Origin of the sequence: Bradyrhizobium sp. SZCCHNRI3052 (assembly GCF_032484895.1) — a bacterium.
In the GTDB taxonomy this organism is placed as follows: domain Bacteria; phylum Pseudomonadota; class Alphaproteobacteria; order Rhizobiales; family Xanthobacteraceae; genus Bradyrhizobium.
This window is the reverse complement of record NZ_JAUETW010000003.1, coordinates 196150-212183: the sequence shown is the minus strand read 5'-3', so window position 1 is coordinate 212183 and position 16034 is coordinate 196150. Positions and strand designations below refer to the sequence as shown.

General features: G+C 65.6%; 12 protein-coding genes. 4 read left to right on the top strand and 8 right to left on the bottom strand.

The window, feature by feature from the left end:
* Positions 1 to 159: 159 nt before the first annotated feature.
* The 6 genes from QW887_RS11430 to QW887_RS11405 form a co-directional block, all read right to left on the bottom strand.
* Positions 160 to 2850: a molybdopterin-dependent oxidoreductase gene (locus tag QW887_RS11430; RefSeq protein ID WP_315826408.1), complete on the bottom strand. Its 2691-nt coding sequence runs from the start codon at positions 2848 to 2850 to the stop codon at positions 160 to 162.
* Between the two features lie 19 nt (positions 2851 to 2869).
* A complete protein-coding gene (locus tag QW887_RS11425; protein WP_409999223.1) occupies positions 2870 to 4084 on the bottom strand; it encodes an NAD(P)/FAD-dependent oxidoreductase in 1215 nt (404 codons plus the stop codon).
* Positions 4085 to 4089: 5 nt separating this feature from the next.
* Entirely contained in the window at positions 4090 to 4515 is a 426-nt protein-coding gene (locus QW887_RS11420; protein WP_315826409.1) for a globin family protein, read from the bottom strand.
* Between the two features lie 82 nt (positions 4516 to 4597).
* Positions 4598 to 5392 carry an ABC transporter ATP-binding protein gene (locus QW887_RS11415; RefSeq protein WP_315715819.1) on the bottom strand — a complete coding sequence of 265 codons (795 nt, stop codon included), beginning with the start codon at positions 5390 to 5392 and terminating at the stop codon, positions 4598 to 4600.
* A 9-nt stretch (positions 5393 to 5401) separates the two neighbouring features.
* Positions 5402 to 6310 carry a nitrate ABC transporter permease gene (gene ntrB, locus QW887_RS11410; protein ID WP_316194538.1) on the bottom strand — a complete coding sequence of 303 codons (909 nt, stop codon included), beginning with the start codon at positions 6308 to 6310 and terminating at the stop codon, positions 5402 to 5404.
* A 64-nt stretch (positions 6311 to 6374) separates the two neighbouring features.
* A complete protein-coding gene (locus tag QW887_RS11405; protein WP_315715729.1) occupies positions 6375 to 7691 on the bottom strand; it encodes a CmpA/NrtA family ABC transporter substrate-binding protein in 1317 nt (438 codons plus the stop codon).
* Between the two features lie 679 nt (positions 7692 to 8370).
* Between QW887_RS11405 and QW887_RS11400 the strand changes: the two genes are divergently transcribed.
* On the top strand, positions 8371 to 9204 hold the full coding sequence (locus QW887_RS11400; protein WP_315715728.1) for a formate/nitrite transporter family protein: 834 nt from the start codon (positions 8371 to 8373) through the stop codon (positions 9202 to 9204).
* Between the two features lie 69 nt (positions 9205 to 9273).
* Entirely contained in the window at positions 9274 to 11004 is a 1731-nt protein-coding gene (locus tag QW887_RS11395) for a bifunctional protein-serine/threonine kinase/phosphatase (protein WP_315715727.1), read from the top strand.
* A 20-nt stretch (positions 11005 to 11024) separates the two neighbouring features.
* On the opposite strand, the gene QW887_RS11390 is transcribed toward QW887_RS11395, so the two are convergent.
* A complete protein-coding gene (locus tag QW887_RS11390; RefSeq protein WP_315715726.1) occupies positions 11025 to 11939 on the bottom strand; it encodes a dioxygenase in 915 nt (304 codons plus the stop codon).
* A 149-nt stretch (positions 11940 to 12088) separates the two neighbouring features.
* Here QW887_RS11390 and QW887_RS11385 point away from each other — a divergent pair, with 149 nt between their 5' ends.
* Both QW887_RS11385 and QW887_RS11380 read left to right on the top strand, forming a co-directional pair.
* Positions 12089 to 13363, top strand: a complete 1275-nt coding sequence (locus tag QW887_RS11385) for a serine hydrolase domain-containing protein (protein WP_315715725.1) — start codon at positions 12089 to 12091, stop codon at positions 13361 to 13363.
* Positions 13364 to 13605: 242 nt separating this feature from the next.
* Positions 13606 to 15123 (top strand): sensor histidine kinase, encoded by a 1518-nt coding sequence (locus QW887_RS11380; protein ID WP_315715724.1) that lies wholly within the window; start codon positions 13606 to 13608, stop codon positions 15121 to 15123.
* Between the two features lie 6 nt (positions 15124 to 15129).
* On the opposite strand, the gene QW887_RS11375 is transcribed toward QW887_RS11380, so the two are convergent.
* Positions 15130 to 15864 carry a cytochrome c biogenesis CcdA family protein gene (locus tag QW887_RS11375; RefSeq protein ID WP_315715723.1) on the bottom strand — a complete coding sequence of 245 codons (735 nt, stop codon included), beginning with the start codon at positions 15862 to 15864 and terminating at the stop codon, positions 15130 to 15132.
* Positions 15865 to 16034: the final 170 nt, after the last annotated feature.

Below are 16034 nucleotides of genomic sequence, written 5' to 3'. Positions count from 1 at the left end.
TCAAGGCATCTGACACGCTTCCACACCCACGTCATTCCGGGGCGACGCGTCAGCGTCGAACCCGGAATCCCGAGCTTGTCTTGCGCTGTTTCATTTCCACCATGTCGAGATTCCGGGTTCGAGGCCGTTGGCCTCGCCCCGGAACGACAGTGTTCTCGGCTAGCTCGCCGCCGCGATGGGCGGGGCGTCCGTGGCCGTCTGCGCGATCAGCCGCTTCATCTCCGGAATGCACGAGCCGCAATTGGTGCCGGCCTTGAGCTGCGCGCCGATGGCGGCGGGCGTGCGCGCACCTGCCGTGATCGCATCGCAGATGGTGTCGCGGCCGACGCCGAAGCAGGCGCAGACGATCGGGCCGCCGCCGACGCCGTCGGGCGCGCGGCCGGACAGCAGCGTGCGACGCTGGTCGTCGTCGAGGCGGTCGGCGGCGAACATCGTCTTCACGACGTTCCAGTCGCCAGCATCATGGCCGGGGCCGACGAACAAACAGGTTTCGATGCGATCGTCGGCGAACGACGCGGCGCGATAGACGCCGCCGCCGACATCCATGTAGTCCGTGACATCGTCGGTGGCGCGCGCCTTGAACCAGGCCGGCCAGCGCGACAGATCGCCGTTGTCGGCGAACAGATAGCCGAAGCCGCCCTGCACCGTCGCGCGCGCCCACCACAGGTTGGACGGCAGCGTGAGCTCGTTGCGCGACAGGATGAAGCCGCGGAATACGTACTCATAAGAACTGATCGCAGCCGGGGTCGCCTTGGCCTCGGGCTGGCCGGAGAACGGATCGGTGTAGGAGGCGACCAGCGCGCCGACGCGGCCATGCGATGAGTTGGTGGCGCTCCAATGGATCGGCGCGAACAGCATGCCGCGCTGCTGGCGCTCGCTGACGACGACCTTGAGGATGCACTGGCCGTGCTCGGTCGTGACCTTGGCGAAACCGTCATGCATCAGGCCATAGCGCAGCGCGTCATCCGGGTGCACCTCGACGAACGGCTCCGGCAGATGCGCTGATAGCCGCGGGCTCAAGCCGGTGCGCGTCATCGTGTGCCACTGGTCGCGGATGCGACCGGTGTTCAGGCGCAGCGGGCGGGCGGCGGTGGTCTCGCCGCGCAGCGCCGGCACCTCCGGCGCGACGAAGCGCGCTTTGCGATCGTTGGTGAAGAAGGCGCCTTCGGCGAAAAAGCGCGGCTCGGGCGGCCTGCCCGCGCGCGCCGGCCATTGCACCGGCGCCATCGCGTCGTATTCGTCGTCGGTGAGCGTCGCCAGCGCGCCGATGTCGAAGTCGCGCGTGCCGTCGTTCTCGAACGCCGACAACGCCGCGTGCTCGCGGAACACGTCCGCCGCAGAGTTGTAATTGAAGGCGCCCGCGTGGCCGAGCCGTTTGCCGACCTCGCTCAGGATCCACCAGTCCGGCATGGCCTCGCCGGCCGGCGCAAGGAAGGCGCGCTGGCGCGAGATGCGGCGCTCGGAGTTGGTGACCGTGCCCGATTTCTCGCCCCAGGCCTGCGCCGGCAGCAGCACGTGGACGCCAGCATCGACGGTGTCGTTGGAGCGGACGTTCTCGGACACGACGAGCAGCTCGAGCTTCTTGAGCGCGGCGCGGACCAGATCGGCGTCCGGCAGCGACACCGCGGGGTTGGTGCCGATCACCCACAGCGCCTTGATCTCGCCGCGCGCGATCGCCTCGAACATCTGCACCGCCTTGAGACCCTCATGGGTGGCGATGTCCTTGGCCTTCCAGAAGCGGCGGACGCGGTCGATGTCCGGCGGCGTGAAGCCCATGTGGGCCGCGAGCTGGTTGGCGAGCCCGCCGACCTCGCGGCCGCCCATCGCATTGGGTTGGCCGGTCAGCGAGAACGGCCCCATGCCCGGCTTGCCGATGCGCGCGGTCGCAAGATGGCAGTTGAGGATCGCGTTGACCTTGTCGGTGCCCTGCGCCGACTGGTTGACGCCCTGCGAATAGAGGGTGACGACCTTGGGAGTATCGCGGAACAGCTTGAAGAAGGCGGCGACGTCGACCTCGGACAGGCCGGTGGCGAGCGCGGTCGCCGCGGCGCTGCCGGCGAGGCTCCGGGCGCGGGCCAGGGTCTCGTCGAAGCCGCCGGTGTGAGCGTTGATGTAGTCGTGATCGAGCGCACCGCTGTCGGCGAGATGCACCAGCAGGCCGGCGAACAGCGCCGCATCCGCGCCGGGCTTCAATCCCAGGAACAGATCGGCTTCGCTCGACGTGTCGGTGCGACGTGGATCGATGACCACGAACCTGGCGCCGCGCGCCTGCTTGTTGGCCAGCATGCGCTGGTACAGCACCGGGTGGCACCAGGCGGCGTTGCTGCCGACGAAGACCAGCAGATCGGCCTGATCGAGATCCTCATAGGTGCCGGGCACGGTGTCGGCGCCGAAGGCACGGCGGTGGCCGGCGACCGACGAGGCCATGCACAGCCGCGAATTGGTGTCGACATTGGCCGAGCCGAGAAAGCCCTTCATCAGCTTGTTGGCGACGTAGTAGTCCTCGGTCAGCATCTGGCCGGAGAGATAGAACGCCACTGCATCCTCGCCGTCGCGGGCGACGATGTGCTTCAGCCGGGTCGCGACGTGATCGAGCGCATCGCTCCAGGCCACCCGCTGCATTCCGCCCTTGCAGCGGATCATCGGGTACAGCAGCCGGCTCTCCAGCCCGAGCGTCTCGCCGAGCGCCGAGCCCTTGGAGCAGAGCCGGCCGAGATTGGCCGGATGCGAAGGATCCCCGGAGATCGCCGCACCGCCGCGACCGTCGGGCGTGGCGAGCACGCCGCAACCGACGCCACAATAGGGACAGGCGGTGCGCACCATCGGCAGCTTCGGATCGAGCGTCGTCATCGTCGTGCGTGGCCCCTTCTCACGCTGCCTGCGGCCGCGCCCTCGCGCGGCCGAACATCATCGCTGTCCGGATCGCTGCGACCGGTTCGCGGCTCCGGATCAGGTCGCGATACCACAACGCGTCCTGAGTCTCACCGATCAGCACGGCGCCGGTGAGGCGTCCCTCGGCGATGACGAGCTTCTTGTAGATGCCGCGCCTGGCGTCGTTGAGCACGATCGCCTCGCTGCCCTCGGCGCCCATGAAGTCGCCGGCCGAGAACACCGACACACCCGACACCTTCAGATTGGTCGAGACGACGCTGCCGCCATAGGCCGCCTGGCGGCCGGCGAGATGCCGCGCCAGCACCCGCGCCTGCTCATAAGCAGGTTCGACCAGCCCATAGCAGGTGCCACGGTGCTCGGCGCATTCGCCGAGCGCGAAAATGCCGGGCGCCGAGGTCTGCATCGCGTCGTCGACGACGATGCCGCGGTTGACCGCGAGCCCCGCCTCCTTCGCCAGTGTCACATTCGGCCGGATGCCGGCCGCGAAGACCACGGCGTCGGTGGCAAGGCGCCGCCCATCGGCCAGCTCGACTCCTTCGACGCGACCATCGCCATGGATGGCCGCGGTGCTGGCATTGAGCAGAACCTCGATGCCCTTGCGCGCCACCAGCGACTTGAGCAACGCGGCGGCCGGCGCATCGAGCTGCCGCTCCATCAGCCGGTCCATCAGATGCAACAGCGTCACCCTGGCGCCGGCACGCGCCAGGCCATAGGCCGCTTCCAGCCCGAGCAGCCCGCCGCCGACGACCACCACGCGCCCCTTCTTCGCCGCCAGCGCCAGAAGCACGTCCGTGTCCCGGCTGTCGCGGAATGTGTGCACACCCGGCAGATCGGCGCCCGGCACCGGCAGCCGCAGCGGCAGCGAGCCGGTGGCGAGGACCAGGCGCGAGAACGCCACGTTCTCGTCGTTCTCGATCCGCAGTTCGCGACGGCCGACATCGATGGCGGTGACGCGCGCACCGTATTTCAACGTTACCCCGCGCTCGCGCCACCAGGCCGCCGGCTTGAGCTCGATCTCGTGGGACGCGGCCTCGCCGGCCAGCACCGACGACAGCAGCACGCGGTTGTAGGCGAGCCGCGGCTCCTCGCCGATGACGGCGATCGCGTAGCGGCCGAGCGCAGTCTGCGACAATTCCTCGACCAGCTTTGCGGCAGCCATGCCGTTGCCGACGATGACGAGCGGTTCACTCAAAGCGCCTACTCCGCCGCCTGCGCCTTGCCATGGGCTTCCGCGATCATGTAGCCGGACAGCGTGCCGTAGGCCGCGGTCCAGGCATCGGCGACATCGGGCGTCCAGCCGTCGCCAAGTCCCTTCTCGAGGGTCCACAGCAGCGCGGCGCCGACCACCGGATAGTGCTCCGGCCTGGCGCCGTAATCGACGTGGCGCTTGGCGAGCGCGCTTGCCGCCGGCAGGATCGCGGGCAGATTCGTCAATCCATTGACGACGACCGCCAAGGTCGCCATCAGCTTCTTGCGCTGCTCGGTGAGATCGTCGGGAAACATCGCGCGCACCTGCGGCGCGACCTCGAACAGCCGATCGTAGAAGATGGTCGCGGCCTGATCGGAGATCGGCGCGACCCTGGCAAAGCTATCCTGAACCAATGCGATCTGAGACGGCGTCATGGGAAATCCTTATGATGGAAACGAGAACCCGTTAGTTGCCCGACGCGGAGAGCGGTTCGATGCGCTCTCCGCTTTCCAATCGTCACGCCGCCTCGACGTAGCGATGCCGCTCATACAGGAACTCCAGCACGCGCTGGCGACACTTGACGTAGGTGGCGTTGGTCGCCAGCTCGAGCCGCTTGCGCGGCCGCGGCAGGGCGACCTCGAGCACCTCGCCGATATGCGCGCTCGGGCCGTTGGTCATCATCACGATGCGGTCGGACAGCAGCACCGCCTCGTCGACATCGTGCGTGATCATCAGGATGGTATTGCCGAGCTTCTGGTGCAGCGCCATCACCGAGTCCTGCAGATGCGCCCGCGTCAGCGCGTCGAGCGCGCCGAACGGCTCGTCGAGCAGCAGCACTTTCGGCTCCATGGCGAGCGCACGGGCAATGCCGACGCGCTGCTTCATGCCGCCGGAGACCTCGTTGGGCCGCTTGTCCTTGGCATGGGCCATCTGCACCAGGTTCAGATTGTGCATGGTCCAGGCGTCGCGCTCGGCGCGGGTCTTGGTCTTGGCGAACACCTTGTCGACGCCGAGCCGCACGTTCTCGTAGACCGTCAGCCAGGGCAGCAGGCTGTGGTTCTGGAACACCACGGCGCGGTCGGGTCCCGGCGAATTGACTTCGCGCTCCTCCAGCAGCACGCCGCCGGTCGTGGCCGTGGTGAGCCCCGCCACGATGTTGAGCATCGTCGACTTGCCGCAGCCGGAATGGCCGATGATCGAGACGTATTCGCCCTTGTTGATCGAGAGGTTGATGTCCTTCAGCACTTCGGTGGTGGCGGTGCCGCGGGTGAAGGTCTTGTCGACGTGATCGAGCTTCAGATAGGCCATGATCTCTACCTCTCAATTCGTCGCGGTGCCGCGGGTGACGATCTTACCGACGACCGCAATCAGGCGATCGAGCACGAAGCCGATGATGCCGACATAGAACAGCGCCAGGATGATCTCGCTGATATGCGAGGAATTCCACGCATCCCAGATGAAGAAGCCGATGCCGACGCCGCCGATCAGCATCTCGGCCGCGACGATCGCGAGCCACGACAGGCCGATGCCGATGCGCAGGCCGGTGAAGATGTAGGGCGCGGCCGCCGGAATCATGATCTTGCCGAAGAACTCCAGCGGATTGAGCTGCACCACCGCGGCGACGTTGCGATAGTCCTGCGGAATGTTGCGGATGCCGACCGCGGTGTTGATGATGATCGGCCATACCGAGGTGATGAAGATGACGAAGATCGCCGACGGCTGGCCGTCGCGGAACGCCGCCAGCGACAGCGGCAGCCAGGCGAGCGGCGGGATCGTGCGCAGCACCTGGAAGATCGGATCGAGGCCGCGCATGGCCCACACCGACTGGCCGATCAGCGTGCCGACACCGACGCCGACGACGGCAGCAATCGCGTAGCCGAAGGCGACGCGGCGCAGGCTGGCCTCGAGATGCCAGAACAGTCCCTTGTCGATGCCGCCATGATCGAAGAACGGATCGAAGATCAGCTCGCGGGTATCGCTGAACACCCGGGAGGGCGGCGGCAGCGCCGAGCCGGCCCGGCGGCAGACCAGCTCCCAAATCAGCAGGAACAGCGCCAGCACGATCAACGGCGGCACCACGCGCACCGCGGCCTCGCGGGCCATCTTTCCATAGCGTTCGGCTTTCGGCGCCTGCTTGGGCGTCATGGTCACGATGGACGCCGAGGTGGACGCCGCCGCGGTCGGCACGACCTGGGGAGCGCTATCGTTGGTCAACGCTGGCATGGACATCGGAAATCTTTCTCCGTGCAATGAGAGAGGCCGCGCGCCTTGCGCGCGCAGCGGGAGGTCCTGATCAGGCGTCGACGCGCTTGATCGACAGCGACTTCAGGTAGGCGGCGGGATCTTCCGGATCGAACACCTTGCCGTCGAAGAAGGTCTCCTTGCCGCGCGACTTGGAGGTCGGAATCTCGGCGGCTGCGACGTTCATCTCCTTGGCGGCCTCGCGCCAGATGTCCTCGCGGTTGACCTTGGCGATCAGCGACTTGGCGTCGAAGCCAGCCTCATACTTGCCCCACCGGATGTCCTCGGTGATGAACCAGAGATCGTGGCTCTGGAATGGATAGGACGCGAAGTCGCGCCAATACTTCATGATGTGCGGCGAGTTGTCGACGACCTTGCCGGTACCGTAGTCGAACTTGCCGGCCGTGCGTCCGGCGACGTCCTCGACCGGGCAATTCATCCACTGCCGCTTGGCCATGATGGTCGCAAGCTCCTGCTTGTTCTCCATCTTGTCGGCCCACTGCTGCGCTTCCATCACCGCCATCGTCAACGCTTTCGCGGCCTTCGGATATTTGTCGACAAAGGCGGCGCGCATCGCGAAGGATTTTTCGGGATGCTTGTTCCAGATCTCGCCCGTCGTGACGGCGGTGTAGCCGATACCCTGGTTGACGAGCTGCGCATTCCACGGCTCGCCGACGCAGAAGCAGTCCATGGTGCCGACCTTCATGTTGGCCACCATCTGCGGCGGCGGCACCACGATGGTCTCGATGTCCTTGTCGGGATCGATGCCGCCGGCGGCGAGCCAGTAGCGGATCCAGAGATCGTGGGTGCCGCCCGGGAAGGTCATCGCGGCCTTCACGGACTTGCCGGAGGCCTTCTTCTTCTCCAGCGCGGCTTTGAACGGCGCGGTATCGAGGCCGAGCTTGAGGTCCGCATATTCCTTGCCGACCGAGATGCACTGCGCATCGAGATTGAGCCGCGCCAGAATGTACATCGGCGTCGGCTGGTTGTTCTGCGTCACCTTGCCCGAGGAGATCAGGTACGGCATCGGGGTCAGGATGTGCGCGCCGTCGATGCCGTTGCCTTCAGAGCCGAGCACGAGATTGTCGCGCGTGGTGCCCCACGAGGCCTGCTTCTGTACGTCGACGTCGGGCATGCCGTATTTGGCGAAGATGCCCTTGTCCTTGGCCACGAACAGCGGACCGGCATCGCTGAGCGCGATGAAGCCGAGCTTGGCGCTGGCGACTTCCGGCCCCGCCCCCTGGGCGAACGCTCCGCCCGGCAAGTTCAGCTTCGCGGCTGCTAGCAGCGCAGCCGTGCCGGCGCCCGCCTTGAGAAGCTGACGACGGCTGAAGCCGTTGCGGCGAGCAGGATTGGCAGTCTTCGTCATGAGTGCTGTCGTCCTTTGTCTGAAGAGCGCTCGATGGGTGAAAAGGCCGTCCGTTGCGGGTCGCTGCGCCACGCACGAAGGCGCGTGTTCCGAGGTGGCCTCGGAAGGGGCAGCGTCACGATTCGGATGAGGATTGCGCGGACGGCATCGATGGCGTCGCGAATGCTCTTTCAAGCTTCGTGCCAACGCATCAATTTTGAATTTACAAGTAAATTCAATCGTTTAACTGCACACAGCAAATCCATCAGAGGCAGAAGGCCGCATCCAAAATTTGCGATTCGCCCACTTTGTGTGCGCCGCACACAAAGTGGGCATGGCGCGATTGTTCCATGAGCACCAGGGCAGCAAATCAGCCCTTTCAAGCAGCCGCGGCCCGGACGTCCAAACGTAATCGATTGAAATCGATGATCTTTTGATTGGCGTCAAAATTGGCACAGGCATTGCTTCGACGCCTACAAGTCAACGATGACTGCGGTTCGCCGGACTGTCGAGGCCGATGGCGCCTGATCTCCGGGACGGACGCGCGCTCGCGACCGGGGTCACCTCGGCGCGGTCGTCGTGACGCCCTTCCCCGCATTCGACATCCGATCCGCCTGCCCGTGGCGATGTCCCGCGAGAGCCAGAACCTCTCGCAAGGCAGCGCGCAATCTATTCCCGAGAGCAAACAAAGGACGTTTGAATGTCGTACCTCGCGCCTTCAGAATTCGTGACCAAGATGGTGGACGCAGGCGAGTCCAAGATCTTCATGTCGACCCGGGACACCGTCATCCGCGCCTACATGGCTGGCGCGATCCTGGCGCTCGCGGCCTGGTTTGCCGTCACCATCAATGTGAACACAGGCCAGCCGATCATCGGCGCGCTGTTGTTTCCGGTCGGCTTCTGCATGCTCTATTTGCTGGGCTTCGATCTGCTGACCGGCGTGTTCGTGCTGTCGCCGCTGGCGCTCATCGACAAGCGTCCGGGCGTGACCCTCGCGGGCGTGCTGCGCAACTGGGGCCTCGTCTTCATCGGCAATTTCGCCGGAGCACTGACCGTTGCCTTCATGATGGCATTCGTGACCACGTTCGGCTTCACGCAGGAGCCGGACAAGGTCGGCGCTGTCATCGGCAATATCGGTGAAGGCAGGACGCTCGGCTACGCGGCGCATGGCGCGGCCGGCATGGCGACGCTGTTCATCCGCGGCATGCTGTGCAACTGGATGGTCTCCACCGGCGTGGTCGGCGCGATGATCTCGACGACGGTCCCGGGCAAGGTGCTGGCGATGTGGATGCCGATCCTGGTGTTCTTCTACATGGTGTTCGAGCATTCGGTGGTGAACATGTTCCTGTTTCCGTCGGGGCTGATGCTCCATGCGAAGTTCTCGATCATGGACTACCTGATCTGGAACGAGATCCCGACCGTGCTCGGCAATCTCGTCGGCGGTCTCTCGTTCACCGGCCTGACGCTCTATGCCACTCACATCAGGACGCAGCCGAAGCGTGATGCCAAGATCGCAGCCCGCGTCGCGGCCTGATTTCCGTCTCCCTTGGAGAGCCCGGCTTCAGTTAAGGTCGGACTCTCCTCAAATCGCTCGATAGCCCAAATGCCATTGCGGATCACCATCGGAGCGCATTCCGACAAAGGGCAGAAGCCGGGCAACCAGGACTTCCACGGCGCACTGATTCCCGATGAGCCGGCGCTCAGCCTGAAGGGCATCGCGATCGCCATCGCGGACGGGATCAGCAGCAGCGAGGTCAGCCACATTGCGAGCGAGTCGGCGGTCAAGAGCTTCCTGACCGACTATTATTGTACGCCGGATGCCTGGTCGGTGAAGACCTCGGCGCGACGCGTGATCGCCGCGGCCAACTCCTGGCTCTACGCCCAGACCAGAGCCAGCCAATACGCCTATGACCGCGACAAGGGTTACGTCTGCACGCTCAGCGCGGTGGTGATCAAGGCGGCCACGGCGCATCTCTTCCATATCGGCGATTGTCGCATCTATCGCCCCGCAGGCCATTCGCTCGAACAGCTCACCGACGATCATCGCGTCATCATCTCGTCGCAGCAGAGCTATCTGGGGCGTGCGCTCGGGGTCAATCCCGAGGTCGAAATCGACTATCAGGCCATTCGGATCGAGCGCGGCGACATCTTCGTGCTCGCGACCGACGGCGTTCACGAACACGTGGGCAAGCGTTTTGTCGCCAACGTGTTGAAAGAGAATTCCCACGACCTCGACCAGGCGGCCCGTATCATCGTCGCTGAGGCGCTGGCGCAGGGCAGCGCGGACAATCTCACGATCCAGATCGTGCGGATCGACGAACTCGGTGCCGGCGATGCCGCCGAGATTCCGGTCCAGGCCGAGCAGCTGCCGCCGGCGCCGGTGCTGGACGCGCGGATGATCTTCGAGGGCTACCGGATCGTGCGCGAGATCCACGCCAGCAGCCGCAGCCACATCTATCTGGCCGTCGACGTCGAGACGGAGCTCGCCGTCGCCCTCAAGGTGCCTTCGATCGACCTGCGCGGCGACCCGGCCTATCTCAAACGGTTCCTGATGGAAGACTGGATTGCGCGGCGGATCGACAACCCGCACGTGCTGAAGGCCTTCCCATCGACGCGTCGCCGCGATCATCTCTACGTCGTCACCGAATTCGTCGAAGGCCAGACCCTGGCGCAATGGATGATCGACCATCCCAAAGCCGATCTCGATGCCGTCAGAGACATCATCGAGCAGATCGCCAGGGGGCTGCAGGCGCTGCATCGCAAGGAAGTGCTGCACCAGGATCTGCGGCCTGCAAACATCATGATCGACCGGACCGGGACGGTGAAGATCATCGATTTCGGATCGGTGCGCGTCAGCGGCGTGGTCGAGGCCGATCCGGCTGCCGACCACGACAGCATCCTCGGCACCCAGCAGTATACGGCGCCGGAATATTTTCTCGGCGAGGGCGGCTCCGAATGGTCCGACCAGTTCTCGCTCGGCGTGATCGCCTACCAGATGCTGACGGGCCGGCTGCCCTACGGCGCGCAGATGGCACGTGCACGAACCCGGGCGCAGTTTCGCAAGGTGCTTTATCACCCGGCCTCCGGCGATGACCAAACCGTCCCGCTCTGGATCGATGGCGCACTCCGGCGCGCCGTCCATCCCGTCGCCGCCAAACGTTACGAGAGCCTCTCGGAATTCGTCTTCGACCTTCGGCACCCCAATCCCGCCTATATCGGCGGCGGCCGGACGCCCCTGATCGAGCGCAATCCGCTGCTGTTCTGGAAGGCGACGACTGCGCTGCTCGCGATCGCAGTGATCATCCTGCTCGCGGCTCGCCACGGCGGCTGGTAGGCGGACCTGCCGGCTGCGGATCAGGCGGGTTCAGGCGCGATCGCGCCAAGCGGCCTCGGCGCCACGCCCGCTCCCGGCTTCATGCGGAAATCGTAGGTCATCAAGTGCCATGGCCCGATGGCCAGCTTGCCGTCCGGCATCACAGCGTCGCTGCGCCGCTCGACCTGGGCGATGAGCTCGTCCTTGACGCCAAAGACGACGTCGCTGTCGAGATATTCGTCGCCGCCGACGAAGACATGGGTGATGAGCGGCTCGTAGCCCTTGGCGTCCACCAGGAAATGCACATGGGCCGGGCGCATCGGATGACGCTTGGTCTCGAGGATCATCCGTCCCACCGGACCGTCGGTCGGGATCGGATAGCTGCAGGGCAGGATGGTGCGGAAGAAAAAGCGGCCATCCGCATCGGTGATGAAGCGCGCCCGCGACGACGGACCATCGCTTTCATAGGACGGCCGCTGCGAATCGTAGAAGCCCTCGTCGTCGGCATGCCAGACATCGACCGCGGCGCCTGCCAGCGGGGCACCCGCCAGATCGGTCACCCGTCCCTGGACGAACATCTTCTCGCCCTTGAGATCCGCCGAGATGTCGGTGCCGTGGGGCGTCACCTTGTGCTCGCCGACGTAGAACGGGCCGAGTACGGTCGTCTCCGTCGCCCCTGCCCGGTCGCGATGATTGATGGCGTCGACCAGCATCGACACGCCGAGCACGTCGGACAGCAGGATGAACTCCTGCCGGCTTGCGGTGCAGGTCTGTCCGGTGCGGGTGAGAAAGTCGATGGCGGCGGCCCATTCGTCGAAAGTGAGCTCCGTCCGGCGCACATAATCGTGCAGCGACTTCACCAATTCCTGCAGCAGGAATTTCGCGCGCGGATCGGGTGTCCGTTCGAGGCTCGCGACGACGGCCTCCGTGAGCTCGCCTTCATTGAATTGTGTCATTGCCAATTCCTCCCGGCGCAAAGGGTACACGACGCATGCCTGGCCTGCCATTGGACGCGGCGCGATTTTCGGCTATCACCCGGAACAAACGGGATGCGCGGCCGATCCTCGCGCAGGCCGCCAGAAACCGATCATAGCGGAGACGCCCGATGCTCGCCCCGACACCCGCCTCGCCCGAAACCGTCGGCATGTCGAAAGCCGCGCTCGATCGCATCGATGCCCATCTGCGGCAGCGCTATGTCGAGGCCGGCCGCTTTCCCGGGACGCAGTTGATGGTCTATCGCCGCGGCAAGATCGTGCATGCGAGCTCGCTCGGCTATGCCGACGTCGAGCGCAAGGTCCCGGTCAGGGACGACACGATCTACCGCATCTATTCGATGACCAAGCCGATCACCTCGGTCGCCTTCATGATGCTGGTCGAGGAAGGCAAGGTCGCGCTCGACGAGCCGGTCGCGAAATACATTCCGGAGTGGAAGAATCTCGGCGTGTTCGTCGCCGGCACCGCGCCGGCCTTTGTCAGCCGGCCGCCGTCGCGGCCGATGCTGATCGTCGACCTGCTGCGCCACACCTCCGGCCTGACCTACGGCTTCCAGCAGCGATCGAACGTCGATGCCGCCTATCGCGACGCCAAGATCGGCGCAGTCGAAAAGGCGGGAACGCTGCAGTCGATGATCGATGATCTCTCGCGTATTCCGCTCGAATTCTCGCCGGGCGAGGCCTGGAACTACTCGGTCTCGACCGACGTGGTCGGCTATCTCGTCGGCAAGATCGCCGACCAGCCGTTCGAGCAAGTCCTGAAGCAGCGCATCTTCGATCCGCTCGGCATGAGCGACACCGATTTCCACGTGCCCGCGGCGAAGGCGCACCGGCTGGCGGCGTGCTACTCGGCCGATGCCGGCGGCGCCTTGTCGTTCCACGCCGCCGATCGCAAGGGCGGCCTGACCTTGCAGGACGACCCGGCGACCAGCTCGTTCCTGAGCCCGCCCGACTTCATCTCCGGCGGCGGCGGCCTGTGCTCGACCACGGCCGACTATCTGACGTTCTGCCGCGCATTGCTCAATGGCGGCGAGCTCGGCGGCGTCAGGCTGCTCGGACCGAAGACGCTGAAGCTGATGACCTCGAACCATCTGCCGGGCGGCGTCGACCTGCCGGCGCTGTCGCGCTCGATGTTCGCGGAAGCAGCCTATAACGGGATCGGCTTCGGTCTCGGCTTCTCGGTGACGATGGATCCGGCCAAGACGTTGATTCCCGGCAGCGCCGGCGAATATGCCTGGGGCGGTGCGGCCTCCACGGCGTTCTGGATCGACCCGGCCGAGGAGCTGATCACGATCTTCATGACCCAGGTCTTGCCGTCGAGCGCCTACCCGATCCGCCGCGAGCTGCGCACGATGGTGTACGCGGCGATCACCGAAAGCAACGTCTAGGAGCGGCGTCGTGGCGGTAAAGCCGCTCAGGGAACCGGCGATCCCCGCGCGTTGCGCTTGGCGTGCACGCGGTGCTCTCTTATGCTGACAGTCATGTGAACGGCTGCAACCGCCGAGCCCTTGCGGAGGCAGCCGCTCCAGCCTGATATGCGCTCGCCGCACAAATTCGCCTCCGCCCGACGCGTCTCCCGCCTGCGTCAGTCCCAACGGCGATCAGCAGCGCCAGCTCAAACGGGGCATCCGTGCCAAAACTCTCCCTGCCGATCCGGCTTGCTCTTCTGGTCGCAGGGACCACACTGCCGCTCATCCTGTTCGCAGGCGGAATCGTCTTGCACAGCTACATGCAGGATCGCAGCGACGCCCGTCAGCGCGTGCTGGAGACGGTGCGCAGCATCCGGCTGACGCTCGATGCCGAAATGCAGCGCATGACTGGCGGCGTTCAGGTCCTGGCGCTGACCGATGCCCTGACCACCGGCGATTTCGAACGCTTCCGGCCGATCGCGACGGGCTTCCTCGAGCAGTACGGCAAGAACGGCACGATCGTGGTCGCCGACCGCAACGGACGCCAGCTGTTCTCGTCGGCGACGACGGATACGGCTCACCTGCCGACGCGCAACAACCGCGAGATCACCCGCCGCGTGTTCGAGACCCGGCAGCCGCAATATTCCGACCTGTTCTACGGCGTCGTGAAGAAGAGCCTGATCGTCACCGTCGAGGTGCCCGTCTTTCGCGACGGCGAGGTCGTCTATGACATCTCGTTCAGCCCGCCGATCGAGATGTTCCAGACCATCCTGGAAAAGCAGCGGCCGAATCCGGACTGGACCTTGTCGCTGCTCGACCGCCAGGCGACCGTCTTCGCACGCGTGCCAAATCCGGCGGAGACGATAGGCAAGCAGGCCTCGCCCTCGGTGTTTGATCGCATGCGCAGCGAGCAGGAGGCGACGCTGTCGAGCGTATCGCTCGAGGGCGTGCCGCTGCTGTCGAGCTTCACCCATTCCACCCTCACCGGATGGACCATCGGCGCCGGCATCGCCGAGGATTCGCTGGTTGCGCCGTTGTGGCGCAACCTCGCCGTCACCAGCCTGCTCGGCGGCATCATGCTGGCGATCGGTCTGGCCTTCGCGGTGCGGATGGCGACGACGATCGCGCGCGCCGAGATGCTGCACGACCTGCTGATCGAGGAGCTCAATCACCGGGTCAAGAACACGCTGGCGATCCTGCAGGCGATCGCGGTGCAGACCTTCCGCAGCGCCAGCCGCCTTGAGCGTGAGAAGTTCGAGGGCCGGCTCGGCGCGCTCGCCGAGGCGCATAATCTGCTCAGCAAGGAGAAATGGCAGGGTTCTGAGCTGCAGGACGTGATCGAGCGCGTGCTCAAGCCCTACCGCCTCAACACGCCCGACCGCATCAGGATCTCCGGCCCGAAGGTGGCGCTGTCGCCGCGGCTCGCCGTCGTGCTGTCGATGATCGTGCATGAGATCGCAACCAACGCCGCCAAATATGGTGCGTTCTCCAACGACACCGGCACGGTCGATCTGTCCTGGGAGCTGGCGAACGCGGCCGACGCGGCGAAGAAGCTGCCGGCACGGCTGCGGCTGGTGTGGCAGGAAACCGGCGGCCCGGTGGTCTCGGCGCCGATCCAGCGCGGCTTCGGCTCCCGCCTGATCGAGCGCAGCGCGCGCGATCAGCTCGGCGGCGAGGCCACGGTCGACTTCCTGCCGCCGGGCGTGGTCTACACCATCACCTGCAAGCTCGACGATTGAGCCGCGTCAGCCGAACCTCTGCAGCGCCGGGAACGTCTCGAGCAGCCAGATGCTGAAGGTCGAGACCGCGCCAGTGAGAAAGCCGATGCCGGTGGCGATCATCAGCACGCCCATCGCGCGCTCGATGTTCACGAGATGGCCACGCATGCGGATGAACAGCGCCGAGAACTGTTCGATCATGAACGCCGCGACCAGGAACGGAATGCCGAGGCCGGCGGAATAGACGGCAAGAAGCCCGGCCCCCTTGGCGACCGTCGTCTCCGCAGCTGCGATCGAGAGGATCGCCGCCAGGATCGGCCCGATGCACGGCGTCCAGCCGAAGGCGAAGGCGAGCCCCATGACATAGGCGCCCCACAGGCCGACCGGCTTGGGGATCGGCAGCCGCCCTTCGCGCATCAGGAACGAGATCCGCGTCAGGCCGAGGAAGTGCAGGCCCATCACGATGATGACGACGCCGGCGAGGATGGACAACTGCTCCGACCAGGCCCGGATCAGGCCGCCGATCAGCGAGGCGCTCGCCCCCAGCATCACGAACACGGTGGAGAAGCCCAGCACGAACAGTGCGGCCGAGATCATCACGGCGCGACGCGACGCGGCCGGAGGCTCGTCGCTCTCGATGTGCTCGATCGTGGCGCCGGTGAGATAGATCAAATACGGAGGAACCAGCGGTAGCACGCAGGGCGAAAGAAAACTGACCAAGCCAGCAATGAACGCGGCCGGAATCGATACGTTCTGGATCATGCGAGTCCCGCGATACGCCCCTCCAGGCGCAAGCCGGGGCACGACGCTTCTTGCCGCCGATGCGGGGAATACGCAACAGACGTGCCGAAGTTACGGCGGTCAACGATGATCACGGCCTGCGGGCTTTCGCCAGGATAGAGCCCGACGCCCCCGGATCGGGGCCTCATTGG

Excerpts from the sequence above, each read along its gene's own strand:
- QW887_RS11405 (WP_315715729.1), bottom strand. The coding sequence starts at position 7,691 with ATGACGAAGACTGCCAATCCTGCTCGCCGCAACGGCTTCAGCCGTCGT.
- QW887_RS11375 (WP_315715723.1), bottom strand. The coding sequence starts at position 15,864 with ATGATCCAGAACGTATCGATTCCGGCCGCGTTCATTGCTGGCTTGGTC.
- QW887_RS11395 (WP_315715727.1), top strand. The coding sequence starts at position 9,274 with ATGCCATTGCGGATCACCATCGGAGCGCATTCCGACAAAGGGCAGAAG.
- QW887_RS11430 (WP_315826408.1), bottom strand. The coding sequence starts at position 2,850 with ATGACGACGCTCGATCCGAAGCTGCCGATGGTGCGCACCGCCTGTCCC.
- QW887_RS11420 (WP_315826409.1), bottom strand. The coding sequence starts at position 4,515 with ATGACGCCGTCTCAGATCGCATTGGTTCAGGATAGCTTTGCCAGGGTC.
- ntrB (WP_316194538.1), bottom strand. The coding sequence starts at position 6,310 with ATGTCCATGCCAGCGTTGACCAACGATAGCGCTCCCCAGGTCGTGCCG.
- QW887_RS11385 (WP_315715725.1), top strand. The coding sequence starts at position 12,089 with ATGCTCGCCCCGACACCCGCCTCGCCCGAAACCGTCGGCATGTCGAAA.
- QW887_RS11390 (WP_315715726.1), bottom strand. The coding sequence starts at position 11,939 with ATGACACAATTCAATGAAGGCGAGCTCACGGAGGCCGTCGTCGCGAGC.
- QW887_RS11400 (WP_315715728.1), top strand. The coding sequence starts at position 8,371 with ATGTCGTACCTCGCGCCTTCAGAATTCGTGACCAAGATGGTGGACGCA.